The 26,172-nt window shown below is 31.8% G+C and carries 24 protein-coding genes and 1 tRNA gene; 17 read left to right on the top strand and 8 right to left on the bottom strand.

Annotated features, from left to right (window positions below; translation table 11 throughout):
• The 4 genes from ACHZC3_RS08695 to ACHZC3_RS08680 form a co-directional block, all read left to right on the top strand.
• Nucleotides 1-746: geranylgeranylglycerol-phosphate geranylgeranyltransferase (locus tag ACHZC3_RS08695; RefSeq protein WP_394759482.1), on the top strand; the 746-nt coding region annotated here is incomplete at its 5' end.
• Between the two features lie 252 nt (nucleotides 747-998).
• On the top strand, nucleotides 999-1,907 hold the full coding sequence (locus ACHZC3_RS08690) for a pseudouridine synthase (protein WP_394759481.1): 909 nt from the start codon (nucleotides 999-1,001) through the stop codon (nucleotides 1,905-1,907).
• A 144-nt stretch (nucleotides 1,908-2,051) separates the two neighbouring features.
• Nucleotides 2,052-2,414: a nuclear transport factor 2 family protein gene (locus ACHZC3_RS08685; RefSeq protein WP_394759480.1), complete on the top strand. Its 363-nt coding sequence runs from the start codon at nucleotides 2,052-2,054 to the stop codon at nucleotides 2,412-2,414.
• Between the two features lie 127 nt (nucleotides 2,415-2,541).
• Nucleotides 2,542-4,311: a DUF885 domain-containing protein gene (locus tag ACHZC3_RS08680; RefSeq protein WP_394759479.1), complete on the top strand. Its 1,770-nt coding sequence runs from the start codon at nucleotides 2,542-2,544 to the stop codon at nucleotides 4,309-4,311.
• A 46-nt stretch (nucleotides 4,312-4,357) separates the two neighbouring features.
• Here the strand turns inward: ACHZC3_RS08680 and ACHZC3_RS08675 are convergent.
• Nucleotides 4,358-4,430 (bottom strand) — tRNA-Phe (locus tag ACHZC3_RS08675).
• Nucleotides 4,431-4,530: 100 nt separating this feature from the next.
• On the opposite strand from ACHZC3_RS08675, the gene ACHZC3_RS08670 reads away from it, so the two are divergent.
• From ACHZC3_RS08670 to ACHZC3_RS08645, 6 genes are all read left to right on the top strand, one after another.
• Nucleotides 4,531-5,256, top strand: coding sequence for a type III pantothenate kinase (locus ACHZC3_RS08670; RefSeq protein ID WP_394759478.1), 726 nt, complete (start codon nucleotides 4,531-4,533; stop codon nucleotides 5,254-5,256).
• Nucleotides 5,253-6,485: a hypothetical protein gene (locus ACHZC3_RS08665; protein ID WP_394759477.1), complete on the top strand. Its 1,233-nt coding sequence runs from the start codon at nucleotides 5,253-5,255 to the stop codon at nucleotides 6,483-6,485. Before ACHZC3_RS08670 ends, ACHZC3_RS08665 begins: the two co-directional genes overlap by 4 nt.
• 4 nt (nucleotides 6,486-6,489) lie before the next feature.
• Nucleotides 6,490-7,038 (top strand): LPS export ABC transporter periplasmic protein LptC, encoded by a 549-nt coding sequence (gene lptC, locus ACHZC3_RS08660; RefSeq protein ID WP_394759476.1) that lies wholly within the window; start codon nucleotides 6,490-6,492, stop codon nucleotides 7,036-7,038.
• Nucleotides 7,039-7,052: 14 nt separating this feature from the next.
• Nucleotides 7,053-7,247: a hypothetical protein gene (locus tag ACHZC3_RS08655; protein ID WP_394759475.1), complete on the top strand. Its 195-nt coding sequence runs from the start codon at nucleotides 7,053-7,055 to the stop codon at nucleotides 7,245-7,247.
• A gap of 95 nt (nucleotides 7,248-7,342) precedes the next feature.
• Nucleotides 7,343-9,448: a peptidylprolyl isomerase gene (locus ACHZC3_RS08650; protein ID WP_394759474.1), complete on the top strand. Its 2,106-nt coding sequence runs from the start codon at nucleotides 7,343-7,345 to the stop codon at nucleotides 9,446-9,448.
• Nucleotides 9,449-9,703: 255 nt separating this feature from the next.
• Nucleotides 9,704-10,111, top strand: coding sequence for a hypothetical protein (locus ACHZC3_RS08645; protein WP_394759473.1), 408 nt, complete (start codon nucleotides 9,704-9,706; stop codon nucleotides 10,109-10,111).
• 88 nt (nucleotides 10,112-10,199) lie between these two features.
• On the opposite strand, the gene ACHZC3_RS08640 is transcribed toward ACHZC3_RS08645, so the two are convergent.
• Both ACHZC3_RS08640 and ACHZC3_RS08635 read right to left on the bottom strand, forming a co-directional pair.
• Nucleotides 10,200-11,111, bottom strand: coding sequence for a GYDIA family GHMP kinase (locus ACHZC3_RS08640; protein WP_394759472.1), 912 nt, complete (start codon nucleotides 11,109-11,111; stop codon nucleotides 10,200-10,202).
• A gap of 4 nt (nucleotides 11,112-11,115) precedes the next feature.
• Nucleotides 11,116-12,432, bottom strand: a complete 1,317-nt coding sequence (locus ACHZC3_RS08635) for a hydroxymethylglutaryl-CoA reductase, degradative (protein ID WP_394759471.1) — start codon at nucleotides 12,430-12,432, stop codon at nucleotides 11,116-11,118.
• A 169-nt stretch (nucleotides 12,433-12,601) separates the two neighbouring features.
• Here ACHZC3_RS08635 and ACHZC3_RS08630 point away from each other — a divergent pair, with 169 nt between their 5' ends.
• The 6 genes from ACHZC3_RS08630 (at nucleotide 12,602) to ACHZC3_RS08605 (ending at nucleotide 20,699) form a co-directional block, all read left to right on the top strand.
• Nucleotides 12,602-14,767: a S9 family peptidase gene (locus ACHZC3_RS08630; RefSeq protein ID WP_394759470.1), complete on the top strand. Its 2,166-nt coding sequence runs from the start codon at nucleotides 12,602-12,604 to the stop codon at nucleotides 14,765-14,767.
• Nucleotides 14,768-14,792: 25 nt separating this feature from the next.
• Nucleotides 14,793-16,307: a peptide MFS transporter gene (locus ACHZC3_RS08625; RefSeq protein WP_394759469.1), complete on the top strand. Its 1,515-nt coding sequence runs from the start codon at nucleotides 14,793-14,795 to the stop codon at nucleotides 16,305-16,307.
• Nucleotides 16,308-16,383: 76 nt separating this feature from the next.
• On the top strand, nucleotides 16,384-18,042 hold the full coding sequence (locus ACHZC3_RS08620; protein WP_394759468.1) for a peptide MFS transporter: 1,659 nt from the start codon (nucleotides 16,384-16,386) through the stop codon (nucleotides 18,040-18,042).
• A 4-nt stretch (nucleotides 18,043-18,046) separates the two neighbouring features.
• On the top strand, nucleotides 18,047-19,570 hold the full coding sequence (locus ACHZC3_RS08615; RefSeq protein ID WP_394759467.1) for a peptide MFS transporter: 1,524 nt from the start codon (nucleotides 18,047-18,049) through the stop codon (nucleotides 19,568-19,570).
• A 48-nt stretch (nucleotides 19,571-19,618) separates the two neighbouring features.
• On the top strand, nucleotides 19,619-20,074 hold the full coding sequence (locus ACHZC3_RS08610; protein WP_394759466.1) for a thioredoxin family protein: 456 nt from the start codon (nucleotides 19,619-19,621) through the stop codon (nucleotides 20,072-20,074).
• Nucleotides 20,075-20,132: 58 nt separating this feature from the next.
• The gene (locus ACHZC3_RS08605; RefSeq protein WP_394759465.1) at nucleotides 20,133-20,699 is read left to right on the top strand and encodes a thioredoxin family protein; all 567 of its coding nucleotides are present in this window, start codon (nucleotides 20,133-20,135) and stop codon (nucleotides 20,697-20,699) included.
• Between the two features lie 8 nt (nucleotides 20,700-20,707).
• Here ACHZC3_RS08605 and ACHZC3_RS08600 read toward each other — a convergent pair whose 3' ends face one another.
• From ACHZC3_RS08600 to surE, 5 genes are read right to left on the bottom strand one after another with little or no spacing between them, the layout of a single operon-like run.
• Complete coding sequence (locus ACHZC3_RS08600; protein ID WP_394759464.1) at nucleotides 20,708-21,136, bottom strand: hypothetical protein; 429 nt, start codon at nucleotides 21,134-21,136, stop codon at nucleotides 20,708-20,710.
• 16 nt (nucleotides 21,137-21,152) lie between these two features.
• Nucleotides 21,153-22,742 (bottom strand): ComEC/Rec2 family competence protein, encoded by a 1,590-nt coding sequence (locus ACHZC3_RS08595; protein ID WP_394759463.1) that lies wholly within the window; start codon nucleotides 22,740-22,742, stop codon nucleotides 21,153-21,155.
• 16 nt (nucleotides 22,743-22,758) lie between these two features.
• Nucleotides 22,759-23,883 (bottom strand): lipid-A-disaccharide synthase, encoded by a 1,125-nt coding sequence (lpxB, locus tag ACHZC3_RS08590; RefSeq protein WP_394759462.1) that lies wholly within the window; start codon nucleotides 23,881-23,883, stop codon nucleotides 22,759-22,761.
• A 1-nt stretch (nucleotide 23,884) separates the two neighbouring features.
• A complete protein-coding gene (locus ACHZC3_RS08585) occupies nucleotides 23,885-24,157 on the bottom strand; it encodes a hypothetical protein (RefSeq protein ID WP_394759461.1) in 273 nt (90 codons plus the stop codon).
• A gap of 3 nt (nucleotides 24,158-24,160) precedes the next feature.
• Nucleotides 24,161-24,934 (bottom strand): 5'/3'-nucleotidase SurE, encoded by a 774-nt coding sequence (gene surE / locus ACHZC3_RS08580; protein ID WP_394759460.1) that lies wholly within the window; start codon nucleotides 24,932-24,934, stop codon nucleotides 24,161-24,163.
• A gap of 166 nt (nucleotides 24,935-25,100) precedes the next feature.
• Here surE and ACHZC3_RS08575 point away from each other — a divergent pair.
• Nucleotides 25,101-26,172, top strand: a 1,072-nt coding sequence (locus tag ACHZC3_RS08575) for a PDZ domain-containing protein (RefSeq protein ID WP_394759459.1), incomplete at its 3' end; no start/stop codon positions are given.

The following is a 26,172-nucleotide window of genomic DNA, read 5'->3' as shown; positions in this document are numbered from 1 at the left end:
TCGTATTTGCATCAACACTAACTATTGCGTCAGGTTATATCATTAATAATTTTTACGATTCCGAAAAAGATTTAATCAACAGACCTAACAAAACAATGTTGGATAGATTGGTCAGTCAGAAAACAAAATTGCAAGTTTATTTTGTGCTAAATTTTCTAGCAACAGCACTTGCACTCATTATTTCGTTCCGAGCAGCCTTGTTTTTTGCGACCTATATTTTTCTAATTTGGTTCTATTCACACAAACTAAAAAAGTATCCAATCATTGGGAATCTAACGGCTTCATTACTCGCAGTTTTACCTTTTTTTGGTATTTTATTGTATTTTAAAAATTTCTATCATGTTATTTTTGCACACGCCATGTTTCTTTTTTTACTCATATTTATTCGTGAAATGATCAAAGATTTAGAAAACATAAAAGGGGATATTGCAAACAATTACCAAACCATTCCTGTGCGTTTCGGAGAGCGAATTTCTAAACAAATCATCACAATTTTAACCATTTTGACGATTATTCCAGTTTATATTTTAATCGAAAAATATGACGTAGGTTATATGGATATCTATTTTTATATCAGTTTAATCATTCTGATTTTTTTCTTACTCAAACTCTGGAAATCCGAAACACAACCAGAATACGTACAACTTCATTTTGTGCTAAAAACACTTATCGTTGCAGGCGTTTTCTGCATTGTACTTATAAATCCTTCAGTTTTGATAAACGGGAAAGCATTGCTGAAATTATAATTCTTTTAGGAGCTATCCCGATAGCTATCGGGACCAGCTTTCCACTTTAATCTTTTGTTTTTTAAAGAAAAAAAACAAAAGGATTTTCGTTGCAAACGAAGTTTACTGAACTCAGATGAAAATAAAAAATAAGTAAAGTAATCTAGGCTAATTAGAAACTATCAAGAACCATTTTTCATTATCAAATAAAGAAACACTATCTTTGCAAACTTGTGGTCATAAGACCCAAGAGAAGAAGTAAATACAGAAGTTATGAATAATTCAGGAGGCAATAAAAAAGGAAGTGGCGCGAGACCAAACAGTACTCGTCCAAGTTCTAACAAGCCAAAACCAGCGATGGCAAAGCGTGCCCAAGGTCCAAAAAAAGTAAAACCTACAACTAAAGTTGAGGTAGTCGACCCAAATAAAATAGAGAAAAAACCAAATCAAGCACCTAAAAGGCCAAAGGTGAAAGACGAAATACGTCTCAATAAATATATTTCTAATTCAGGAGCATGTTCACGTCGTGATGCAGATATTTATATACAATCAGGTAACGTAAAAGTAAACGGAATTCCTGTTATCGAAATGGGTTATATGGTAAAACCAGGTGATGTCGTAAACTTCGACGGATCGGTACTTACACCAGAAAAGAAAGAATACATTTTGCTAAATAAACCTAAAAATTTTACCACTGCTTTCGACGAAGGTCAAGAAAATCGTAATGTTCTAGAATTAGTAAGAGGTTCGACTAATTCAAAAATTGCTGCAGTAGGAAGAATGGACAAAAACACAACTGGTTTGTTATTGTTTACTAACGATACTGATATGATCCGTAGATTTAGTTTGCCAAGCCAAAAATCATCAAAAATTTATCAAGTTTCTTTAGATAAAAACTTAAAGTTTGAAGACTTAGAAAAAATAAGTAAAGGGCTAGTTATAGATGGACACCGTGTTTTTGTAGAAGAAATAAGTTATATCGAAAAAGAAGCTAAAAGCGAAGTAGGCTTAAAGCTAAAAACTTCAAACGTAAAAGTGGTTCGTGCTATTTTTGAAAATTTCAAATACGACGTACTTCGTATAGACAGAGTTTCATTTGCAGGATTAACAAAAAAGAATTTACCAAGAGGAAATTGGCGTTTCTTGACTGAACAAGAAATTATCAATTTAAAAAACACATAACTCAATTACTAATTACGTTTAAATTCTAGTGTTTACAACTTAAAAAAAAACACTATTTAAATCCCATTTGTATTACTTAATAAGTTAATCACAAAGTTCGCTAAGACCGATGTTCTAGTGAATTTTGTGTTTAAAATAAAATATATGACACCAGAACAATTACAATCTATAGCATTTCGTTGGTTTGAAACCTTCAATAATAAAGAATTAGAAAAATTATTATCACTTTACGATGATGAAGCAGAACATTTTAGCCCAAAATTAAAAATACATCAACCAGAAACCAATGGTTTAGTAATTGGTAAAGAAGCCATGCGAACTTGGTGGCAAGACGCTTTCGACAGATTGCCAAGTTTATATTATAAAGTAAAGTCTCTAACAGCAAACTCTGACAGAGTTTTTATGGAATATATTCGTCAAGTAGAAAACGAAGATGATATGCTTGTGGCTGAAGTTCTTGAGGTTAGAAACGGAAAAATTATTTCTTCAAGAGTGTATCACGGCTAATTTTAAGAATAAATTAAATTATTTTTTTAAGCACATTAAACCTAACAAAATTTTAAGTTTAATGTGTTTTCATTTCCATCAATTTCATTAGATTTATAGTCTATAATTAAATTTAAACTTCATTTTTATGAAAAAAACATTCTTTTTATTTTCGATACTAATAATGGTGATTTTTTTTACCAATTGTAAATCAGATAAAAAAATGCAAGATTTTAAGTCTTTAACAGAGAATTATTTTAAAGAAAAAAACGAATTAAATCCTCTTGATGCTACAGTAAATGGATTTAATGAGTATAATGATAAATTTCAATTTGAAATGACGGATGGTTATCGAAAAAAACAAGCAGATTTTTTTGATAAATATGAAAAACAACTTTCAAATATTGATACAAATGATTTATCAGCCGAAGAAAAAATCAGTTACGAAATCATAAAATGGGAAACATCCATAGGAAAAGATTTGTTGAAACAAGAATCTAATCTAATACCAATTCATCAGTTTTGGGGAACACATCTCACTATGTCGCAGTTTGCTAGTGGAACTGCTGCACAACCATTCAAAACAGAAAAAGATTATCGCAATTTTCTAAAAAGAATAGATGCTTATAGTATTTGGCTAGATTCTGCTATGGTTTATATGAAAAAAGGAATCCAGAAAGGAATGGTTTTACCAAAAACATTAACCGAAAAAGTGATACCACAATTCCAAGACCAAATCACGCCAAAAGTAGAAGATAACTTGTTTTATTCAGCAATAAAAACAATGCCAGTAGACTTTTCAGATTCAGTAAAAACATCATTAAAAAAGGAATATACAACTGCAATTAATGAGAAATTAATGCCGCGTTATAAGAAAATGGCAGAATTCTTGAAAACAGAATATCTTCCCGCTTCAAGAAAAACTAGCGGAATAGGAAGTTTGCCTAACGGAAACGATTTGTATGCTGTTTACGTAAAACAATGGACAACAACTACTATGACTCCTGAAGAAATACACGAATTAGGCTTAAAAGAAGTAGCTAGATTAAAATCTGAAATGGAAAAAGTTAAAGCACAAGTAGGTTTCAAAGGTACGATTGTAGCCTTTTTTGATCATGTTCGAACCAGAAAAGAGCTCATGCCTTTTAAAAAACCAGAAGAAGTAATTGCCAATTTCGAATCAGTTTACCAAAGAATAAAACCCAATGTAGATAAATTATTTGCGTTACAACCCAAAACAGAATTCGAAATTCGACGCACTGAAGCTTTTAGAGAGCAAACAGCAAGTGCAGAATATGTACAAGGAACAGCTGATGGAACTCGACCAGGAATTTTTTATGTGCCTATTCCAGATGTCACAAAATACAATTACTATGGAGATGAAGATTTGTTTTTGCATGAAGCTATTCCAGGACATCATTTCCAAATTTCTTTGCAACAAGAAAATCAAGAATTGCCTGATTTTAGAAGGTTTAATTGGTTTGGTGCTTATGGTGAAGGCTGGGCCTTATATACCGAAAGTTTAGGAAAGGAATTAGGCTTGTACAAAGATCCTTATCAGTACTTTGGAATGTTAGGAAACGAAATGCATAGAGCGATTCGGTTAGTTGTAGATACCGGAATACATTCAAAAGGATGGACACGTGAGCAAGCAATAAAGTATTCACTAGAAAATGAAGCCGAGAGCGAAGCAAGTATTATTTCGGAAGTAGAAAGATATATGGCGATTCCAGGACAAGCCTTGTCTTACAAAATTGGACAATTGAAAATAATTGAATTGCGTAAAAAAGCACAAACTGAATTAAAAGAAAAATTCGATATTAAAGTTTTTCATCAAAAAGTACTAGAATCTGGAGTAATGCCACTAGCCTTATTGGAGAAAAAAATTGAGGATTGGATAAAAAGTACAAAGAAGTAAGTCTACAAAAACAAAAAATCCGAATATTTCTATTCGGATTTTTTTGTGGTACCTCCAGGGATCGAACCAGGGACACATGGATTTTCAGTCCATTGCTCTACCATCTGAGCTAAGGTACCGTCGCTTGATGCGGGTGCAAATATAGAATGATTTTTCGTTTATCCAAAACAAATTTTTAAAAAAATCTATTCGTACCTTTGTAAAATCAATATAAATAATATGATTCTAACCATCGATATAGGGAATACAAGAATTAAAAGTGCTGTTTTTGAGAACAATACACTTATAGAAGCTTCAGTTTTTTCGAATGAAAACTTTCAAAATTTTATAGAAAATATTTTAAAAGAATATCCTAAAATTGCGATTTTAGTTATTGCTTCTGTTGGAAAACTGGATAAAAACGCTTTTGATTCGTTTTTAAATCGTGTAAAAGTTTATTTTATTTCTCGCGATAGTACATTTCCTTTTCAAAATAATTACAGTTCACCAAATACCTTAGGGATTGACAGAATGGTTTTAGCAGCTGGATCTGTTTTGCAATTTCCAGAAAAAAATAGATTGGTAATTGATGCAGGAACTTGTGTTACGTATGATTTTATTGATGCTGATGATGTTTATCATGGTGGAGCAATTTCTCCGGGAATTAGACTTCGATATGAAGCGATGCATAATTATACAGCAAAATTACCGTTATTAACTATTGAAGATCCAGAAAATATAATCGGGAATTCAACAAATCAATCGTTACATTCAGGAGTAATAAACGGTTTAACATTTGAAATAGATGGCTATATAGACTCCCTAAAAGGCAAAAATGAAAACTTTATCATAATTTTAACTGGTGGAGATGCTAATTTTTTGGCTAAACGATTAAAAAATACCATATTTGCCAATTCAAATTTTCTGCTAGAGAGTTTGAACAATCTTTATCAATATCAAAAATGATTAAAAATTTTTTATTAGGCAGTTTTATTCTGCTTTCGCTACATAGTTTTGCACAAGAAGGAACAGCTTCGCCTTATTCGTTTTACGGAATTGGGAACATGAAATTTCAGGGAACTGTCGAAAACAAATCTATGGGAGGCTTGGGTATTTTGCCAGATAGTATTCATATGAATTTGCAAAATCCAGCTTCATTATCTGCATTAAAACTAACAACATTTGGAGTTGCAGGAACATATAATACACTGTCTTTAAAAACAGAAACCGCTACAGAAAAAGCAAGAAGAACTACTTTAGACTATCTTGTTATGGCTTTTCCTGTTGGAAAGTTAGGATTAAGTTTAGGACTAATGCCTTTGTCATCTGTGGGATATAGAATTCAAAAAACCGAAACAAATGGTGATATTTATAAGTATTCTGGAAGTGGCGGAGTAAATAAAGTTTTTGTTGGAGCAGGTTATCAAATTACACCTAAATTAAGCGTTGGTGCAGATTTGGCTTATAATTTTGGTAAAATAGAAACAAATGCAGCAGTTTTACCTAGTTTGCAATTTGGATCAAGGGAACTTAATACATCTTCGTTAGGAGGGATAAGTATGAATGCGGGCGCTATTTATAAAACAAAATTCAAGAAATATGATTTCGTTTCAAGTCTAACAATAGCTCCTTCTACAACTTTAGTTTCTAATAACGAAAGAAATATAGCAAAAGTAACCTATGCAAATGATGGATCCGAAAGAGTTTGGGATTCGCAAGACTCACCAAGTAATGAATCTAAAGTTAAATTACCTTCAAAATTTGCTTTTGGAGCTGGATTGGGAGAGATTAAAAAATGGTTTGTAGGTTTCGAATCTACTTTCTATGGAGCTAGTAATTTTGCAAAGTTATATGAATCAAATGTGTCTTTTGAAAATGCATCTAAATTCTCATTAGGAGGATATTATACACCTAATTATAATTCTTTTTCAAACTACTTAAATAAAATTACGTACAGAGCTGGTTTTCGTTATGAAAATACAGGTTTAGTAATTAATACACAACCTATAAACGATTCAGCAGTTACATTAGGTCTTGGTTTGCCAGTTGGGGGAACATTTTCTAATATTAACATAGGATTAGAATATGGTAAAAGAGGAACTACAAAAATGAATCTTATTCAAGAAAACTACTTGAATATTTCTATTGGATTATCATTTAATGACAGATGGTTTGTAAAACGCAAATTCGATTAATTTAATGAAAAAAGAATTTCAAATACTAAAAAAAGTGATGTTGCTTATGGTGACAGCACTTTTTTTTATTTCTTGTGAAAGTAATATTAATGAAATTCGAAAAAGTAATGTGGTCGAGTTTAATCCTGTTGGAGAAGCCAAAGATTTTAACTTAAAATATACTGATTCAGGAAAAATTAAAGCGATTTTAATTTCGCCACAAATGTTAGATTATTCTCATTTAGAATTTCCGTTTACCGAATTTCCAAAAGGAATTGATGTTACAATATACGATGAGCAAGGGAACAAAAGCTTTGTGACTTCAAATTACGCTATTTCGTATACAAACTCTAATTTGATAGACTTGAGCGGCAAAGTAAAAGTGACAACTCATGATGGAAAAATGCTCGAAACGGAGCAATTGTATTACGATCAGAAAAACGAATGGTTTTTTACCCAAAAAACATATAAATTTACCGACAAAGGCAATGTTATAGATGGGTTAGGAATAGATTTTAGTAAAGATTTCAAAACCTTAGATACACAAGGAATAACAGGAGTTTATAGCATTTAAAAATAAAATAAAAAATGAATTATTTAAAATACACACAATACGTTTATTTAGTAGCAGGATTATTTTTTGCTTACGACGGATTTTCAAAATTAAATTCAGGCACAGATATGCCGTATTTAAGTTTTATCCTAGCAGCCACAGCGGTTTTTATGTTTTTCTTCCGTAGAAAATTCGCTAAAAAATTTGAAGACCAAAACAAGAATCAATAAAAAAGTAAACTTTCTATTAAAATAAAAGCTTTACCCTTTTATTATTTGATAGATAATTGTATTTTCGCCCACTGAATAAAAAATATTTTTAAAAAATGGCAGTTTTATCAAAAATTAGACAAAGATCGTTTCTAGTTATCGCAATAGTAGGATTAGCATTATTTGCATTTATTATTGGTGCATTAATCGAAAATGGAGGTTTTGGACAAACCTCTAGAAATGCGGGAACCATCAACGGAGTAGATATTCCTTTTGAAGGTTTTAGAAGCAAAGTAGATATGGCTCAAAAAAACCAACAAGGGCAAAACATGTCTGTCATGCAAGCTACAAATGGTGTTTGGGATCAAGAAGTAAGAAGAGTTTTACTTGGAGAACAATGCGAAAAATTAGGTTTGAGAATCGGTGACGATCAACTTATCAATATAATTAAAGAAGATCCACAATTTTCTCAAAATCCTCAATTTTTAAACGCTGCAGGAAAATTTGATAAAGCTAAATTCAATGAATTTATTGCTTCTATAAAAAAATCTTCGCCAGAAAGATGGCAACAATGGTTAGATTACGAACAACAATTAGTTCAATCTACAAATGAGCAAATGTATAGCACGATGCTTCAATCTGGGTTTTACACAACACAAGCAGAAGCTAAATTTAACTACGAGTTAGAAAATAACAAAGTGACTTTTGATGTAGTTTCTGTTCCGTATTCAACCATCGAAGACAAAAAAGTAGAGCCAACAGATGCTGAACTTATTGCTTTTATGGAAAAAGACAAAAAGAAATACAAAGCGGATGAATCTCGTGAGTTAGAATTTGTAATGATCGAAGATAAAGCTTCTCCTGAAGATGAGAAAATTGTTAAAGACAAAGTAAACGGCTTATTAAATTCAGTTGAAGATAATCCAGTAACTACTGCTGTAAACGAAGCAAAAGTTGGATTTAGAAACACAGCTAATGTAATCGAGTTTGTAAACGCAAATTCAGATATCAAATACGATTCTACTTATGTTTCTAAAAAAGATTTGCCTGCAGAACATGCTGAAGCTATTTTTAATACAGTGCCAGGTCAAGTTTACGGACCTTATATGTTTGGTGATTACTATGGTATTACTAGAGTTTTAGGAAGAAAAGCTAGTGCAAATGTAAAAGCTAGTCATATCTTAATTAGCTATGAAGGAACACAAGTTCCAAACAAGAAAGAAAAAAGAACAAAAGAGCAAGCAAAAGCGAAAGCAGAAGGATTGTTAGCGCAAGCTTTAGCAAATCCATCATCGTTTATGATGTTGGCTTATGCAAACTCAGATGATTCATCAGCACAACAAGGAGGAGATTTAGGATACTTTGGTCAAGGTCAAATGGTAAAACCGTTTAATGATTTTGCATTTTCTAATCCAGTTGGAAAAATAGGTTTAGTTGAAACTGATTTTGGTTTTCACATTATTAATGTAACAGATAAGCAAGATGCAGTTCGTTTGGCTACAGTGGCACAAAAAATTGCGCCATCTGAAATTACAAGCGATAAAGTATTTACAACAGCTACTAAATTTGAAATGGCTGCAAACGAAAAAGATTTTACTGCTGCTGCAAAAGAAATGAAACTTACAGTTGCGCCAGTTGCTAAATTATTAGCTATGGACGAAAATGTGCAAGGAATTGGAAGTCAAAGAGAGATTGTTCGTTGGGCTTTTGGTGCAAAAGATGGAGAAGTAAAACGTTTCAATATCCCTACAGGTCATGTTATTGCTCGTTTGAAAAAAGTAAACGAAGCTGGTTTATTAGCTATCGAAGAGGCGAAAATTGCTGTTGGACCTAAATTAAGAAACCAAAAGAAAGCAGAATTAATCAAAGTAAAAATGTCAGGTGCAACACTTGAAGCGGTTTCTAAATCTACAGGTTCTCCTGTAAAAGAAGCTTTAGATGTTGTTGCAGCAAACGCTTACATACAAACAATAGGTGCTGAGCCTAAAGTAGTAGGAACTGCATTTGCTCTTAAACCAGGAGTTGTTTCTCAAACTATTGACGGAGTTTCAGGAGTGTTTAAAATTAAAGTAAAATCGAGCACAAAAGCACCAGCTGCTACTGATTATAAAGATATTACTACAAGATTAAACGGTCAGGCTAAAGGTTCTGTTTACGGTAGAGTTTACAATGCTTTGAAGAAAGAGGCTACTATTGAAGATAACAGAGCTCAGTTTAATTAATAAATTAAGTTTTTATAAACAAAAAAATCCCGAGCAATCGGGATTTTTTTGTTTATATTAGCTAAAGGCTCTACAAAGAGTCAATAAAGTTAAGACTCCTATGCAAATACCTCTGACTTAGCAACAATAAATAAAGTATAACATTATATTCTGCGAGGTCGAGAGATCATCGCAGAGCTAATGGGTTTTATGGAACACTTCTAATAGTGGGGTTAATTATTTTAAATTTTTAAAATCTCTTTAAAAATAGTCAATATGAAAGCAAATTTTTATTTATCTATATTGTCCATCTTATTATTAAGTAATAGATGCGCGCCAGATGTAACAATATTTAATATAAAAAATGACTCAAATAAAAATATACTTTTATTATCTAAAAATGAAATAATAGACTTTAAATCAGATAATTTATTGAAGGAAACTATAAATTTTAGAATGATAAAAAAAAATGAAACCAAAGTCATAGGTTTTGATGATTATGAATTAAAAAAGTTTATTAATGGTGCTAAAAATAAATATATTTTTTATTTTTTAAACTTAAATAAGTCAACAAAAACTATATTGAAAATAGATAGTATTTTAATTAAAAAAAAGTACTTAAAACAAGAATCACAAGACAATTATATTACTATTAATAAAGAGAATATTTATCTTGAGGAATAATAAAAGAAGCGGATAACCGGATTTGCAACCAGCTCCATAAAGAGATGATAAAGTTAAGACGTCTCTGAATTCGCTGCAAATATTTTTATTACAATATCATTTTCTCATACGAAACCACAACATCATAACCTTTAGCTACAAAATAATCAATAGGATTATTTCTAGAAACTACCATAACAAAATCGCCTCCCCAGGCGCCAAGACTTTTTATAGTACCATCAAAATCAGGAAATAAAACTTCTTTTACAGTTTGCATTTCTAGAATTTCGCTTAATAAGACTTCGTGTTTTTCTATTTGTTTGGCAAATTCGTTTAATTCAGTTGTATTTATTAAGGCTTCTGTAATCTCGTTTATTGCTAAAATTGCTTTTGCAATATTTCCTTTTTTGTTGCGGTAATTTGCAATAGCTGTTTTGCTATTTTGCTTTTTGTTAAGGTAAACAAAGTAAATATTTTCTTTGAATGTTGGATTAAAATGTATGGGTTTTATAATTGGTTTTTCATTTACCAATTGATATATAATAGCCGAATCATTTTGCGCACAAGCAATATCATAACCACTTCCGCCAAAAGCATTTTTTAGCAAAGTATAAGCATCAATTTGCAACCAACTAGCAATGTTATTTATTAAAGTTGAGGAAGTTCCCAAACCCCAAAATTTAGGAAAAGTCAGGTTTGTAGAAATAATATAACCTTTAGATTTAGTAATAAAATCAGAGTTTAATTTGTAAGATTCATGTAAAATTTCAACTAAAGTTGTTTTAACAGAATTGTTTTCAAAAGATTTTTTAGTTGTAATATCGGAAAACAAAATAGTATCATCAAACCAAATACTACCATCAAAATCATAGCTTTTCCAAACGATTTTTTTATCAGAACCATTTTCTACAATTAGATTCTGACCCATTTTTGTAGGCAAAGCCAAAGCAATTGCGCTATCTAAAACGACATATTCGCCCGTAATGAGTAATTTTCCGTTGCTGTAAAATGTTTTTTTCAAGGAATTATTTTCTTAAATCTTCAATAAAAGCAACAACTGCCGAATGCGAAACTGTATTTTCTTTGAAATGATTTTTTATCAAAACCCTTTCGTTTTCAGTAGCTTCAAACTGATTGATGATATTATTCAGGTGCATTTTCATGTGTCCTTGCTGAATTCCTGTTGTTGTCAAACTTCTTAAAGCAGCAAAATTTTGTGCCAATCCAGCGACAGCAACAATTCGCATGAGCTCATGTGCCGACGGTTTACCTAGCATTTCTAAAGACATTTTTACTAACGGATGTAATGAAGTTAAGCCTCCAACGGTTCCTAATGCCAATGGAATTTCTATCCAAAAAGTAAATATATCATTTTCTATTTTGGCATGTGACAAGCTAGAATATTGTCCGTTTCTGGAAGCATAAGCGTGAATTCCTGCTTCGACAGCACGAAAATCATTTCCAGTTGCCAAAACAACTGCGTCAATTCCGTTCATGATGCCTTTGTTATGCGTCACAGCTCTGAATGGTTCTATTTCTGCAATTTTGACAGCTCGAATAAATTTTTCTGCAAATTCTTGTGGGTTTTCTATGTTTTTTTCTGCTAAGTCTGAAACTGGGCAAGAAACTTCTGCTCGAACAATGCAATTAGGGACATAATTTGATAGAATACTCATTACGACCTCGATGTTTTTTTCGTCTTCGGAAAAGAACTCAAATTGTAGAGCTTCTTCTTTTAATGTTTTGGCAAATTGCTCTAAACAAGAATTGATGAAGTTAGCGCCCATCGAATCCTTGGTTTCGAAAGTAGCATGTAATTGATAATAATTTTCTAAATCAGAAGTTTTATCACGCAATTCGATATCGAGAATACCACCGCCACGTTTTTGCATATTTTTAGTAATGCTTTCGGTGTCAGCAAATAATTTTGGTTTTAGTTGATTGAAATAATTTTTGAGTTTTTCGGTGCTCCCTTTAAAAATAAAATGAACTTGTCCTATTTTTTCTGAATTTAAAACGGTGGTTTTAAATCCGCCACGAGTTCCCCAATATTTTGCCGATTTAGAAGCGGCTGCAACCACCGAGCTTTCTTCTATGGCAAACGGAATGGTATGATTTTTACCATTAATTAAAAAATTTGGAGCAACGCCAAGTGGTAAATAGAAATTAGTAATGGTGTTTTCGATAAATTCATCGTGTAGTTTTTGCAATTCTAAATCTGAATTCCAATATTTTTTGATGGTTTTTATAGCTTCTTCCGCATTAGAAAAATGGGTAGAAGCTATCCAATTTATTTTTTCTTCTTTGGTTAATTTTGAGAATCCAGTAATCGATTTTGTCATATTGACTCTTGTTGTTTGAAATGCAAATATAAGGTTTGAAGTTTAATTTTTGAATGAGATTTGTATCGAAAAATATTTTTTTATGGTCTAAAAATATGCTTTTAACACTCATAATTGCGATTATGTCCAAATTTTTCACTAAAATTGGCATCGTTTATAATAATTTCACATGAAAATAGTACAAAAAGCATTCGTTTTATTCTTATTTACTTCATTATCAGCAATTGCGCAACAAAAAATTACTTTAGAAGAAATTTGGGGCGGAGCCTTCAGAACACAAGGAATGACCGAGTTGGCAGCTTTGAAAAACACCAACCAATATACGGTTTTAAATGCTGATAGAACTTCTAGTGCAATCGATTTGTATGATTTTGCTACTTTAAACAAAGTTTCAACCTTATTAAACAGCAAAGATTTTTCAGATTTAAAAGGAATAGATGGTTATACTTTTAGCAAAGACGAAAAGAAAATTTTGATTGCTAATAACTCGGATCAAATATTCAGACATTCTTCGGTTGCTAATTTTTATATTTATGATATTACTACAAAATCATTAACAAAAATTGCGGATGATAAAATACAAGAACCTACTTTTTCTCCCGATGGTTCTAAAATCGCTTTCGCCAAAGACAATAATTTGTACGTTTATGAATTAGCTTCTAAAAAAACAACACAAATCACTACCGATGGTAAGAAAAATGCCATCATCAACGGAATAACGGATTGGGTTTACGAAGAAGAATTTGCTTTTGTGCGAGCTTTCGATTGGAATGCAACGTCGGATAAAATCGCTTTTATTCGTTTCGACGAAAGTCAAGTTCCAGAATTTTCGATGAATGTATATGGGAAGGATTTGTATCCTGTTACCGATGTATTTAAATATCCGAAAGCAGGCGAAAAAAATTCGGACGTTTCGTTACATATATATGATCTAAAAACGGCAAACGTTAAGAAAATAGATTTAGGAAATTACAATGATTTCTATATTGCTAGAATTGAGTGGACAAACGAAGCGAATACCTTATCTGCACAGGTTTTAAATCGTCATCAAGACAATCTAGATTTGTTGTTTATCGACGGAAATACTGGTGCTAAAAAAACAGTTTTGAACGAAAAAGACAAAGCTTATGTTGATGTTACGGATAATTTGACTTTCCTAAAAGACAATAGTTTTATTTGGACTTCCGAAAAAGATGGTTTCAATCATATTTATCAATATGACAAAACAGGAAAACTAAAAAACCAAATTACAAAAGGCAATTGGGAAGTAACTAATTATTATGGTTTCGACGAAAAAACGGGAATGATTTACTACCAATCGGTAGAAAATGGATCTATAAATCGTGATGTTTATTCTGTTCATTTAACAGGGAAAAATAAAAAAAGATTAACAGCAGGAATTGGAACAAACGGAGCGACTTTTAGCCCAAACTTTCAATATTTTATCAATTCGTATTCAAGTGCAAAAAATGCGCCAAAATATACTTTGAATGAATCTAAAACGGGGAAAACAATTAAAACTATTGTGTCTAACGAAGCTTTAGAAACCAAATTAGCTTCTTATAATTTGCCATCGAAAGAGTTTTTTGAACTAACTACCGCAAAAGGTAACAAACTAAATGCTTGGATGATTAAACCAAAAGATTTTGATGCAAATAAAAAATACCCAGTATTTATGTATCAATATTCTGGGCCAGGATCACAACAAGTAAACAATGATTGGAACAGTTCTGACGATTACTGGTTTATGATGTTGGCGCAACAAGGTTATATTGTCGCTTGTGTAGACGGTCGTGGAACGGGTTTTAAAGGCGCTGATTTCAAGAAATGTACTCAAAAAGAAATGGGTAAGCTGGAAGTGGAAGATCAGATTGATGCTGCTAAACTTTTTGGAACTTATACTTATGTAGATAAAGCAAGAATTGGAATATTTGGGTGGTCTTATGGTGGCTTTATGTCTTCGAATTGTATTTTTCAAGGAGCCGATGTTTTCAAAACCGCTATTGCCGTTGCGCCAGTAACTTCTTGGAGATATTATGACAGCGTTTATACGGAAAGATACATGCAAACACCACAAGAAAACGCGAGTGGATATGATAATAATTCACCAATCACACATGTTGGCAAATTAAAGGGTAATTTCCTTTTAATTCATGGTACTGCCGATGATAATGTACATGTGCAAAACTCAATGAAAATGATTGAAGCTTTGGTACAAGCCAACAAGCAATTTGATTGGGCAATATATCCAGATAAAAATCACGGTATTTATGGTGGAAAAACAAGATTACAATTATATACTAAAATGACCAATTTTATAAAAGAAAAATTATAACTAACTAAAACTAAAAACAATAATTATGAGTGAAACAGTAAAAACAGGACATCCAAAAGGACTTTACTTCCTATTTTTCACAGAAATGTGGGAACGATTTAGTTATTACGGAATGAGAGCAATCTTTATTCTATTTATGACTAAAGTATTATTAATGAAAGATGCAGATGCATCACAAATTTATGGGAGTTATACTGGATTAGTTTATCTAACACCACTTTTAGGAGGTTACTTATGTGACAAGTTTTTAGGAAACAGACGAAGTATTCTAATTGGTGGATTGCTTATGGCGATTGGGCAATTCTTTATGTTTTTTAGTGCTTCTGCAGGTGCGGATGGCGGTGTTTCACTAATGTGGATGGGACTAACAGCAATTATTATTGGAAACGGTTTCTTCAAACCAAATATTTCTACCATGGTTGGACAGTTATATCCAGCAAATGACAGAAGAATTGATAGTGCTTTTACCATTTTCTATATGGGTATCAACCTTGGGGCATTCTTCTCGCCATTAGTTTGTGGATCGATGGATTTCAAATGGGGATTTTTAGCTGCTGGAATCGGAATGTTAATTGGTCTTGTAGCTTTTATTCTTGGTCAAAAAAAATATCTTATTTCTGAAGAAGGAAAAGAAATTGGATTACCGGTTAAAAAATTAGATGCAAAAAGTATCGGAATGATTGTTGGTTCAATTGCAATTATCTTTTTTATGTTGAACTTTAAACAAATGTTTAAAAGTGATGTAGATATTATCAGTTACTTTATATATGGAGCAATGGTTGCCATGCCAATATTAATTTTTAGTGATAAAAGTTTGTCTAAAATTGAAACCCAAAGAATAACAGTAATTTTTATACTTGCTTTCTTCGTAATTTTCTTTTGGGGTGCCTTCGAACAAGCAGGAGCATCATTAACCTTATTTGCTGATAGACAAACGGAAAGAACATTATTTGGTTGGGAAATGCCAGCTTCTTATTTCCAATCTGTAAATCCATTAGCGGTTATTTCACTTGCGCCAATTATGACTATGGTTTGGGGATTTTTATATGCAAGAAAATTAGAACCATCATCGCCTAAAAAAATGGCAATAGGACTAGGATTAGTTGCAATGGGATATGTTGTAATTGCAATTGCGGTTAAAGGATTAGGATTAGGAGAAAAAGTTTCAATGTGGTGGTTGATTGGTTTATATGTAATTCATACTATTGGAGAATTATGTTTATCACCAATCGGATTATCAATGGTTTCTAAATTAGCGCCGTTAAGATTATCTTCATTAATGATGGGAACTTGGTTCTTAGCAAATGCCGCGGCTAATAAATTTGCAGGAACTTTAAGTGCATTAATTCCTGGTGGTGAAGACGGAACAGGTGGAGCAACTTCATTTTTAGGATTTCAAATTACAAATCTGTATGAATTCTTCGTATTGTTTATAATAATGTCTGGTTCTGCAGCAGCAATATTGTTTTTCTTGAGTTCTTGGTTAGAAAAAAGAATGCATAATGATCATGTTGAAGCACAACCTGAATTAGATAGATAATTAATAAAAATATTTTTTATATCTTTCAAACCTACAAGAAATCCTTGTAGGTTTGTTTTTTTTTAATTAAATTATTATGTGGAAAAGTCACCCTAAAGCATTGCCTTATTTGTTTTTATCCGAAATGTGGGAACGCTTCGGTTATTATTTAATGATAGGGATTTTTACCTTATATCTTAAAGATGTTGAAGCGGGTTTCGCAATGACAGAGAAAGAAGCTGCCGATTTGTATGGAACTTTCATTGCTTTAGTGTTTTTAACGCCATTTATTGGTGGTTTAGTTGCCGATAGGTATTTAGGCTACAAAAAATCAATCGTTATTGGTGGATTAATGATGGGCGCAGGTTATTTTATGATGGGAATTCATAGTTTACCAATGCTATACGTAGCCATGACTTTAGTAATTGTAGGAAATGGATTTTTTAAACCAAATATCTCAACTTTACTAGGAAATTTCTACAACGAAGACCAATACAAAGAAAAGAAAGACGAAGGCTATAATATTTTCTATATGGGAATAAATGTTGGTGCATTTATTTGTAATTTTTTCGGTGCTGCTTTACAAATTTTATTGGGTTGGCAATATGCTTTTATGGCTGCTGGTTTAGGAATGTTTATTGGTGTAATCGTTTTCCTTTTGGGAACAAAACATTATGGTGATAAAACCGATAAAAAAGGAATTCAAGAAGGTGATATGCCATTTTCAAAAATTGTATTGTACATTTTAGTTCCATCAGTTGTTTTTGGAGTTATTGGTTGGTTGCTAAAAGGCGTTCAATCAGATGTGAATTTAGATAGTGCCATTTTTGGATCAGATAGCACCGATGCTTTTATATTTGCTTGTCTTCCAATTGTCTATTTTTACGGAAGTTTATATTTTAAAGCCAAAGCTGAAGAAAAAAGACCAATTGGTGCTTTGTTATCCATTTTTGCGGTTGTGATTTTATTTTGGGCAGTTTTCAAATTAAATGGTTCGGCACTTACAACTTGGGCAGATAGATATACTGATAGACAAGTTACTGGGACAACTGAAAAAGTATTTTCTACATTAGTACAATCAAAAGAAATAACGTACGAAAAAGCTTCAACTGAATTGTATGATGATAAATTTAGACTTCAAAAAGTAAATGGTGAAGTAAAAAAAGTAATTGATTATCCCGTTTATTTCAGGAATACTTCAAAAGAAACTTTGCCGCAAGAAGGAAGTAAAATAAGTGTTTGGGCAACCAATTTAAGTCAATCGATTAATCCAGGTTGGGTAATTATTCTTACACCACTTGTTGTTGCCTTTTTTACTTTTTTAAGAAGTAGAAAAAAAGAACCTTCAACTCCAACCAAAATTGCCTTCGGATTATTGATCTCTGCTTTATCTGTTTTAGTGATGGTCGCAGCAGTTCATATAGGAAACAACGGAACAGAAAAAGTATCTGTTTGGTGGTTAGTTGCCAATTACGGAATTATAACCATTGGTGAATTATTCTTAAGTCCAATGGGATTGTCAATTGTCTCCAAATTATCTCCCAAAAACATCACCGCTTTAATGATGGGCGGATGGTTTTTGTCAACCTCCATCGGAAATAAATTATCTGGAGTTCTCGCAAGCATGTGGGACGCTTATGATGATAAAGCCAATTTCTTTTGGGTAAACTTCGGATTGTTGATGTTTGCAACTGTCTTGATGTTTGCCTTAGTGAAAAACTTAAATAAAGTAATGAAAGATCACGGAATTAATTAAAAATATGGAAAATCAAATTACAATAGAACAAATACAAAATTTTGAAGGAAAATATCCAAAGCAACTTTGGAGTTTGTTCTTTTCAGAAATGTGGGAACGTTTTTGTTTTTATGGAATGCGGGGAATGCTTGTTTTCTTTATGATTTCTCAACTCGATTTTAATAAAACGGATGCCAATCTGCAATATGGCGCAACGCAAGCATTTGTATATGCTTTTACATTTATTGGCGGATTGTTTGCTGATAAAATACTCGGTTTCAGAAAATCTTTATTTTGGGGCGGATTGTTAATGATAGTCGGAAGTGCCATTTTAGCTTTAGATCCGAAACAATTTTTCTTTCTTGGAATAGCTTTCACTATTATTGGAACAGGTTTTTTTAAGCCTAATATTTCTACAATGGTCGGAAAGTTATACAAGTCTGGCGATTCGAGAACCGATGCTGGTTTTTCTCTTTTTTATGCAGGAATAAACATCGGAGCGTTGCTTGGTGGGTATATTTGTATTGCTATTGGAAAAGGTGAAATGTTATCGAAAAGTATTCCTGAAGATTTACGTTGGAATGTAGCTTTCGGATTGGCAGCCATTGTAATGATTATTAGTTTAGTGAATTTTGTATTTACACAAAAATCACTAGGAACAATTGGATTACAACCTGGACATCCACTGGCAGAAGCGCAATCTATACCTATTCAAAAATGGATGGAATATGCGGTTTATGGCGGAACATTATTGCTTGTTCCTGTCATTCAAATTATGGTTTCAAAAACCGAGTATACCGATTATTTCATGTACACTATCGGACCATTAACTTTGTTATACTTGTTTTATGAAATGACAAAAGTAACACCACAGGAAAGAAATAAACTTTGGGCAGCTTTGGTTTTTATTCTGTTTTCTATTGTTTTTTGGGGAATTTATGAGCAAAGTGGTGGGTCATTAAGTATTTTTGCAGCTGAGAATCTAGATAAAAATTTATTAGGAATGACATTAGACCCAAATGGTGTAAATAATTCAGGAGGTGCTTTTTTTGTAATTTTATTAGCTCCAATTTTAGGAACATTATGGATTTGGATGAGTAAAAAGAAAATAGAACCTAATACAATTATAAAGTTTGGATTAGGATTTGTTTTTCTTGGACTAGGATACTATGTGCTTTTTGCAACAAAATTATTCGCAACCTTAGCTGGAATTACTTCATTAAACTTTTTTACATTGGCTTTGTTGGTTATTACTGTCGGAGAGCTTTGTTTGTCACCAATTGGATTATCGATAATGACGAAATTAGCCACAAAAAACTTGCAAGGAGTCATGATGGGAATGTGGTTTTTAGCTAGTGCCTATGGTCAATATGTAGCTGGGATAATCGGAGCGGGATTATCAGAAGCAAAAGAAGGAGCAAGTAAATTAGAGATTTTATTAACTTACACTGAAGGGTATAAGCAATTAGGGCTTTATTCTTTGATTGCAGGTGTCGTTTTAATCATAATTTCACCATTAATTAAAAAATTAATGCAAGAAGTAAAATAGTTTTAATAACTTCGGCACTGTTTTTGATTCTTAAACAAAAAAAGAATAATGAAAAAAATAATTTTAGGCTTGTTTCTAATTTTTGGAACAATTTCTATTCAGGCACAAGAAATTAAATGGATGACACTTGATGAGGCATTGGCCAAACAAAAAAAGAATCCAAAGCCCATTTTTATGAATGTGTATACAGATTGGTATGCACCTTGTAAAATGCTCGATAATGAAACTTTTCAAGATGCAGAAGTGATAGATTATATTAACAAAAACTATTATGCCGTAAAGTTTAATGCCGAAGGAAATTCAACTGTATTTTTTAAAGGAAATAAATTCGATAATCCAGGATATGATCCTAGTCGAAAAGGGAGGAATAGTGCTCACGAGCTAACTACATTTCTAAAAGTACAAGGCTATCCAGCTATATACATTATAGATAAAGGAGGAGATACCCAACAACAAATAGTAGGTTATAAAACCCATGATGAGTTATTGAAAATATTAAGATAATTAATTTTTTCTAGATTTATTTTTTACATTTACTTATAATAATTTAAAATTTTACCCAATGAATAAGCTTAAATATTTATTTTTTTTAGTTCCAGTTGTAGCAGTATTAGTGTTTTCTAGTTTTAGTTCAGACGAAAAAACTAAAACGAATACTGAGAACTTAGTTTGGCATACAGACATTAAAAAAGCAATGGAAGTTGCCAAAAAAGAAGACAAGCCGTTGTTTTTATTCTTTACAGGAAGCGACTGGTGCGGTTGGTGTATTCGTTTACAAAAAGAAGTTTTTAAAACGTCAGAATTTGAAGCTTGGGCTAAAGGTAAAGTGGTTTTAGTAGAGCTAGATTTTCCTAGAAGATCTGCTCAAACAGATGAAATAAAAAATCAAAATAATCAATTGCAACAAGTGTTTGCAGTACAAGGTTTTCCTACGATTTGGTTTGCTAAAGCAGCTAATAAAGACGGAAAAGTTAATTTCGAACAATTAGGAAGTACAGGATATGTTGCTGGCGGACCAAGTACTTGGTTATCTGGAGCCGATCAAATAATTGCAAAATATGTTCCTGATTCAAAAAAAGGACCTAAACCAGCTAAGACTAAGAAGAAAAGCAAAAAGATAGCTTCATAAAAGTAATATTATAATTTGTAAAATCCCTTTTCGTAAGTACTATGAAAAGGGATTTTCTCTTTCTTACATGTCTTTTTCCAAGCGGCAACATAACTTTTGTAATTTGAAGCATCAGCGATAATTAATCTTGGTCGAATCTCACTAAGTAATCGCTCTAAGTTTGCTTTGGGAGAATTTCTCAAAATAATTATATCTGGATTTACAGGGTTTTTATAAACACCAGATTCATCAATAATCAAAATCTTATTGTTGTCGAAATAAATCGTATTTGTAAGTAACTTAGAGTTGTTTATTTCACAAAAATTTGCTGTTACATATGATTGAATCATTTTCTTTTCGAAACCATTTTCTCGCAATGTGTCATTTGTATAAAGTGTCACTTTTTTGCCAATGCGCTCACCAAGAATAGTTTTTCTTTTCGCATTAAAAACAATCAATTCTTTTTTGTTTCCTTCATGCCAATTTGTAGTAAAGGATAAAATTTTGAAAAAGTAATACGCTACTTAAACCAATAACAATTTTTGTAAAACTCGGTTTTTTAAACCAAATTATCCAACTAAAAATTATAAGATAGGAAACAATAAGTAACGAAAAACTTAAAGGAATGTTTTGTACAACGAAAGTTTCAATGGAAGCAATCCATTTGATAAAGGTGTTAGTAATAGTGATACTTATTTCTACTATTTTAGAAAGGAAAACGGGAACAAAATCAAAATAAGCTAAAAACATCAGTATTACTCCTAATGCCATTATTATTGATAAACAAGGAATTAAAACTAGATTGGTAATAAAGAATAATCCTGGAAATTGATGAAAATAATAAATGCTTAGCGGCATCGCTCCAATTTGTGCTGCAAAAGAAACTGTAATAATGTCCCAAAAATAAGTAACAATTTTATTTTTTGGTTGCCAAAGTGTTTTAAGCATTGGCTGAAGCCAAAGAATAAAAAATAGAGCAACATAACTTAATTGAAAACCGATATCAAATAAAAATAAAGGTTCAACAAGCAATATTAAAAACAAAGAAACAAACATAGTGTGAAAGATGTTCGTCTCTCGATTAAGAAACATTCCTATAGCCACAAAACTAAACATTGCAGCTGACCGAACCACTGAAGGCGCTAATCCTGCAATGAGTGCAAACAACCACAAGGAAATCAAGACTATAATTAAGCGTGTTAAATTTCCGAATCTGTTTTTTGGTAATGGTTTTAGTAAAAAGGTAATAAACAAAAGGATAAACCCAACATGCAATCCTGAAACCGAAAGAATGTGAACGGCTCCAGCATATTGATAATCACGTAAAACTTCGGGCGAAATATCTTGTTGTTGACCAAGAATTAATGCGGAAACAACAGCTAATTCTTCTTTTTTGAATCCGCTTTTGGTTAAATTAGTGATTATTTTATTTCTAAAATTGGAAGTGTAATACCAAATGTTTTTATCAATACTAGTACTGATTTTTATTTGAGATATTTCAGTAAAAACTTGCGCATAAATTCCTTTTGTCTCGAGATATTTTCCATAATCAAACTGATTTGGATTATTAGGTTTAAAGTTTCGAACTAATTGGTCTTCAATTTTAAGTTTTGTTCCAATTATAAAGTCTTTGGAAATGGAAGCTTTTTTTAAATTCAATAAAACTTTCCCTGAAGCAATTTTATTGTCTATTTGATTTATTTCTGCAATATATCGGTTGTTGTATGTTGTGTTTTTAAGTTTTTCAATAATCGTAACATTTATCAGATGATTCGCTTCAAAATGTTTTAAATTATGAATATAATGATTGTCTATAAAAGTATCATTATGAATGATAGTAGTTGTAATTCCTATCGAAAATGCTAAAATATAAAGTCCAATACCAAAATTTATTTTTTGGTTGAATTTGTTTTTATTTATAATAAAAAGTAAAGCAAAAATGAACGAAGTAATTCCTAATAATGTAAAACCTACGAATATATTTGGATTGTAATAATAAGCGACGAGAATGCCTAAAATAAACCAAATGGTTATGCGAACAATTGGGAATTGTAAAATTTTCATAGGAGAATATAATAAATTACTTACCTCTTTGTAAGGTGTCACCAACTATTAAACGTGCCGTTTTGTCACTTGCTCCAGCACCACCTAATTTTTGTTCTAACAAAGTGTAGTTTTCTAAAAGAGATTTTCTGTAAGAAGTATTTAGTATTTTTTCAAGTTCTGCTTTAATCATTTTTGTATTGCAATTGTCTTGAATAAGTTCTGTTACCACTTCCTTATCCATGATTAGATTAACTAACGAAATGTATTTAAGTGTTACAATTCGTTTCGCAATTTGGTACGAAGCCCAACTTCCTTTATACAAAACAACTTCAGGAACTTTAAATAAAGCAGTTTCTAAAGTTGCAGTTCCAGAGGTTACTAAAGCTGCATAAGAAACACTTAATAAATCATAGGTTTTATTCGAAATAAAATGAACTTGGTCGTTTGTTAAAAACTGTTCGTAAAAAGAATATTCTTGGCTTGGAGCGCCAGCAATAACAAACTGATAATCTGGGAAATCTTTGACTACCGAAAGCATTTCAGAAAGCATTTTTTCGATTTCCTGTTTTCTGCTTCCGGGCAATAGTGCGATTATAGGTCTTTCGTCTAAATTGTTTTCCTTTTTAAATTGATTTGCATCGGTTTTCTGACGGTTGTTAATAGCATCAATTAATGGATGACCTACAAATTCAACTGGAAAATTATGTTTCTTTTCATAAAAATCTTTTTCGAAAGGAAGAATGACATACATCTTATCAACATCACTTTTTATGGCTTTGATTCGGTTTTCTTTCCAAGCCCAAATTTGAGGAGAAATATAATAATGATTTCGGATCCCAAGCTTTTTAGACCACTTGGCAATTCGCATATTAAATCCGGGATAATCTATAAAAATAATGGCATCAGGTTTAAAACTTAAAATATCAGCTTTGCATATTTTGATATTATTTAAAATAGTTTTCAAGTTTAAAACCACTTCTAGAAAACCCATAAAAGATAAATCACGGTAATGTTTTACTAAAGTTCCACCAGTTTGTTGCATGAGATCTCCTCCCCAAAAACGAATTTCTACCTGAGAATCTTCTTTATAAATGCCTTTCATGAGGTTCGAACCATGCAAATCTCCGGATGCTTCGCCAGCAATAATATAGTACCTCATTTTATACAAACATTGTGATTACAGCTAAAAGTATGGTTGCCAAAACAACACCGCGAGCCATAAGCTCTTTATTCAACTTTAGTAATATGAAAAAAGTAAGAAGATTTAGAATAGCTCCAATGGTAATCACTTTTCCTAAAATTCCTTGATTTCGAATATCGTCTAGTCCATTTGAGAAATCGTAATGGACATAAAATTTAAGATAGAGATAAACTCCTAAAAAAGTAGTAACAAATCCAATAATTGCACCTATAAGCAAATCTGTTTTTTTCATATATTATTGATTTAAATTCCAATTGTTTAATTGCTGAATTGCATGATGAGCTGTCATGTCAAATTGTACAGGCACTATCGAAATATAACCGTTTTGCAATGCCCATTCATCTGTATCTTCTCCTTTGTCTTGATTTACAAATTCGCCAGTAAGCCAATAATAATCCTTGCCTTGTGGTGTTTTTCTTTTGTCAAATTTTTCTTCCCACATAGCTTTCGCTTGTCGGCAAATTTTAATTCCTTTTAGTTCATCTTGCTTCCTTTTTGGGAAATTCACATTAAGAACAACACTGTCAGGTAATCCTTTTTCTAGTACTTCGAGAGCAATTTTTTTTATGTAAGGTTTAAAAGTTTCAAAATCGGCATTCCAATCGTAATCTAATAAGGAAAAACCAATAGCAGGAATTCCCTCAATACCAGCTTCTACCGCAGCACTCATCGTTCCTGAATAAATCACGTTTATCGAAGAATTGGATCCGTGGTTTACACCCGAAACACATAAATCTGGTTTTTGTTTTAAAATTTCATTAACCGCTAATTTCACACAATCTACAGGAGTTCCAGAGCAACTATATTCAGTTACTAATGCATTTTCGACAGAAATTTTATCAATATGTAATGTACTATTTAAAGTTATTGCATGCCCCATAGCGCTTTGAGGACTATCTGGAGCTACTACTACAACGGTGCCAATTTCTTTCATGACTTGTATTAAGGCTCTTATTCCTGGAGCCGAAATGCCGTCGTCATTCGTGACTAGTATTAAAGGTTTTTTCATAAGTACGAAGTAGTCTTGTTCTTCTTTTTTTTAGAAAAATTAACATAAAAATGTGACGCTAAATTAAGCATTTTTACTTGGAAGTAACTAATTTTATATTTTTAACAAAAAATTATAGGCTAATAATAATTCTGGCATAGTTTTTTATGTACTTTAGTTGAATATTATGAATGCAATTTTTATTTATATGAAAAAGAATTATAAAGTTATCATAGCTGTTCTTGCTATCTCTGCTACTTTGTGGAGTTTTATGCCTAAAACAAGTAGCGATCCAGAAAAGGATAAAAGACTTTTAGATATTATTACGAATGTCTTGCGAATAGGTCATTATGATCCTGCAACAATAGATGATAATTTTTCAAAGAGTATCTACAAAGATTATTTAGATGCACTAGATCCTTCAAAAAGATTTTTTGTGCAGTCAGATATTGATGAATTTAAGGTATATGAAACCGAGATAGATGATATGATTAATGATCGTGATTTGACGTTCTTTAACCTTACATACGAGCGTTTGAAAAAACGTATGAATGAAGCGAAAGTTGTTTTTAAAGCGCTAAATGACAAGCCTTATGATTTTTCTTCAGAAGAAACAATAAACATTGATTCTGATAAGATTGCTTTTGCAAAAAATTATTCAGAACTAAAAAGCAGATGGCGTTTGCAAATGAAGCTTTCAATCTTAGCTACAGTTGTAGATAAGCAAAAACTAGAAGAGGCAAAAAAAGAAAAAGACCCAAAATATATTTCTAAAAACCTTTCTCAATTAGAAAAAGAAGCCAGAGAATCTACCCAGAAATCTCTTAATGATTATTTTGATTTTGTTGAGGATTTAGATAGAGATGACTGGTTCGAGGTTTTTGTAAATGCAATTGTAACTCAATTTGACCCACACACTTTTTATTTTGCGCCAGATGAAAAAGAAAAATTTGACATGAGTATGAGTGGTAAATTAGAAGGTATAGGCGCTCGACTTCAAAAAAATAACGATTTCACAGAGATTTCTGAATTAATTTCAGGCGGACCAGCTTGGAGAGGTAAAGAACTTGAGCCAGGAGATATTATAATGAAAGTTGCGCAAGGTAATGCAGAAGCGTTAGATGTTGTTGGAATGCGCCTTGATGATGTGGTAAAAAAAATAAAAGGACCAAAAGGATCAGAGGTTAGACTTACAGTTAAAAAAGTTGATGGCTCAATAAAAATAATTTCAATAATAAGAGATATTGTTGAAATTGAAG

Source organism: Flavobacterium sp. (assembly GCF_043720215.1).
Classification (GTDB): Bacteria; Bacteroidota; Bacteroidia; order Flavobacteriales; family Flavobacteriaceae; genus Flavobacterium.
The sequence above is the reverse complement of the archived record's forward strand: the minus strand, read 5'-3'. Positions and strand labels throughout refer to the sequence as shown.

Excerpts from the sequence above, each read along its gene's own strand:
- lpxB (WP_394759462.1), bottom strand. The coding sequence starts at position 23,883 with ATGAGGTACTATATTATTGCTGGCGAAGCATCCGGAGATTTGCATGGT.
- ACHZC3_RS08595 (WP_394759463.1), bottom strand. The coding sequence starts at position 22,742 with ATGAAAATTTTACAATTCCCAATTGTTCGCATAACCATTTGGTTTATT.
- ACHZC3_RS08630 (WP_394759470.1), top strand. The coding sequence starts at position 12,602 with ATGAAAATAGTACAAAAAGCATTCGTTTTATTCTTATTTACTTCATTA.
- ACHZC3_RS08645 (WP_394759473.1), top strand. The coding sequence starts at position 9,704 with ATGAAAGCAAATTTTTATTTATCTATATTGTCCATCTTATTATTAAGT.
- ACHZC3_RS08605 (WP_394759465.1), top strand. The coding sequence starts at position 20,133 with ATGAATAAGCTTAAATATTTATTTTTTTTAGTTCCAGTTGTAGCAGTA.
- ACHZC3_RS08615 (WP_394759467.1), top strand. The coding sequence starts at position 18,047 with ATGGAAAATCAAATTACAATAGAACAAATACAAAATTTTGAAGGAAAA.
- ACHZC3_RS08680 (WP_394759479.1), top strand. The coding sequence starts at position 2,542 with ATGAAAAAAACATTCTTTTTATTTTCGATACTAATAATGGTGATTTTT.
- ACHZC3_RS08610 (WP_394759466.1), top strand. The coding sequence starts at position 19,619 with ATGAAAAAAATAATTTTAGGCTTGTTTCTAATTTTTGGAACAATTTCT.
- ACHZC3_RS08585 (WP_394759461.1), bottom strand. The coding sequence starts at position 24,157 with ATGAAAAAAACAGATTTGCTTATAGGTGCAATTATTGGATTTGTTACT.
- ACHZC3_RS08690 (WP_394759481.1), top strand. The coding sequence starts at position 999 with ATGAATAATTCAGGAGGCAATAAAAAAGGAAGTGGCGCGAGACCAAAC.
- ACHZC3_RS08655 (WP_394759475.1), top strand. The coding sequence starts at position 7,053 with ATGAATTATTTAAAATACACACAATACGTTTATTTAGTAGCAGGATTA.
- ACHZC3_RS08685 (WP_394759480.1), top strand. The coding sequence starts at position 2,052 with ATGACACCAGAACAATTACAATCTATAGCATTTCGTTGGTTTGAAACC.
- lptC (WP_394759476.1), top strand. The coding sequence starts at position 6,490 with ATGAAAAAAGAATTTCAAATACTAAAAAAAGTGATGTTGCTTATGGTG.
- ACHZC3_RS08670 (WP_394759478.1), top strand. The coding sequence starts at position 4,531 with ATGATTCTAACCATCGATATAGGGAATACAAGAATTAAAAGTGCTGTT.
- ACHZC3_RS08635 (WP_394759471.1), bottom strand. The coding sequence starts at position 12,432 with ATGACAAAATCGATTACTGGATTCTCAAAATTAACCAAAGAAGAAAAA.
- ACHZC3_RS08650 (WP_394759474.1), top strand. The coding sequence starts at position 7,343 with ATGGCAGTTTTATCAAAAATTAGACAAAGATCGTTTCTAGTTATCGCA.
- ACHZC3_RS08620 (WP_394759468.1), top strand. The coding sequence starts at position 16,384 with ATGTGGAAAAGTCACCCTAAAGCATTGCCTTATTTGTTTTTATCCGAA.
- surE (WP_394759460.1), bottom strand. The coding sequence starts at position 24,934 with ATGAAAAAACCTTTAATACTAGTCACGAATGACGACGGCATTTCGGCT.
- ACHZC3_RS08665 (WP_394759477.1), top strand. The coding sequence starts at position 5,253 with ATGATTAAAAATTTTTTATTAGGCAGTTTTATTCTGCTTTCGCTACAT.
- ACHZC3_RS08625 (WP_394759469.1), top strand. The coding sequence starts at position 14,793 with ATGAGTGAAACAGTAAAAACAGGACATCCAAAAGGACTTTACTTCCTA.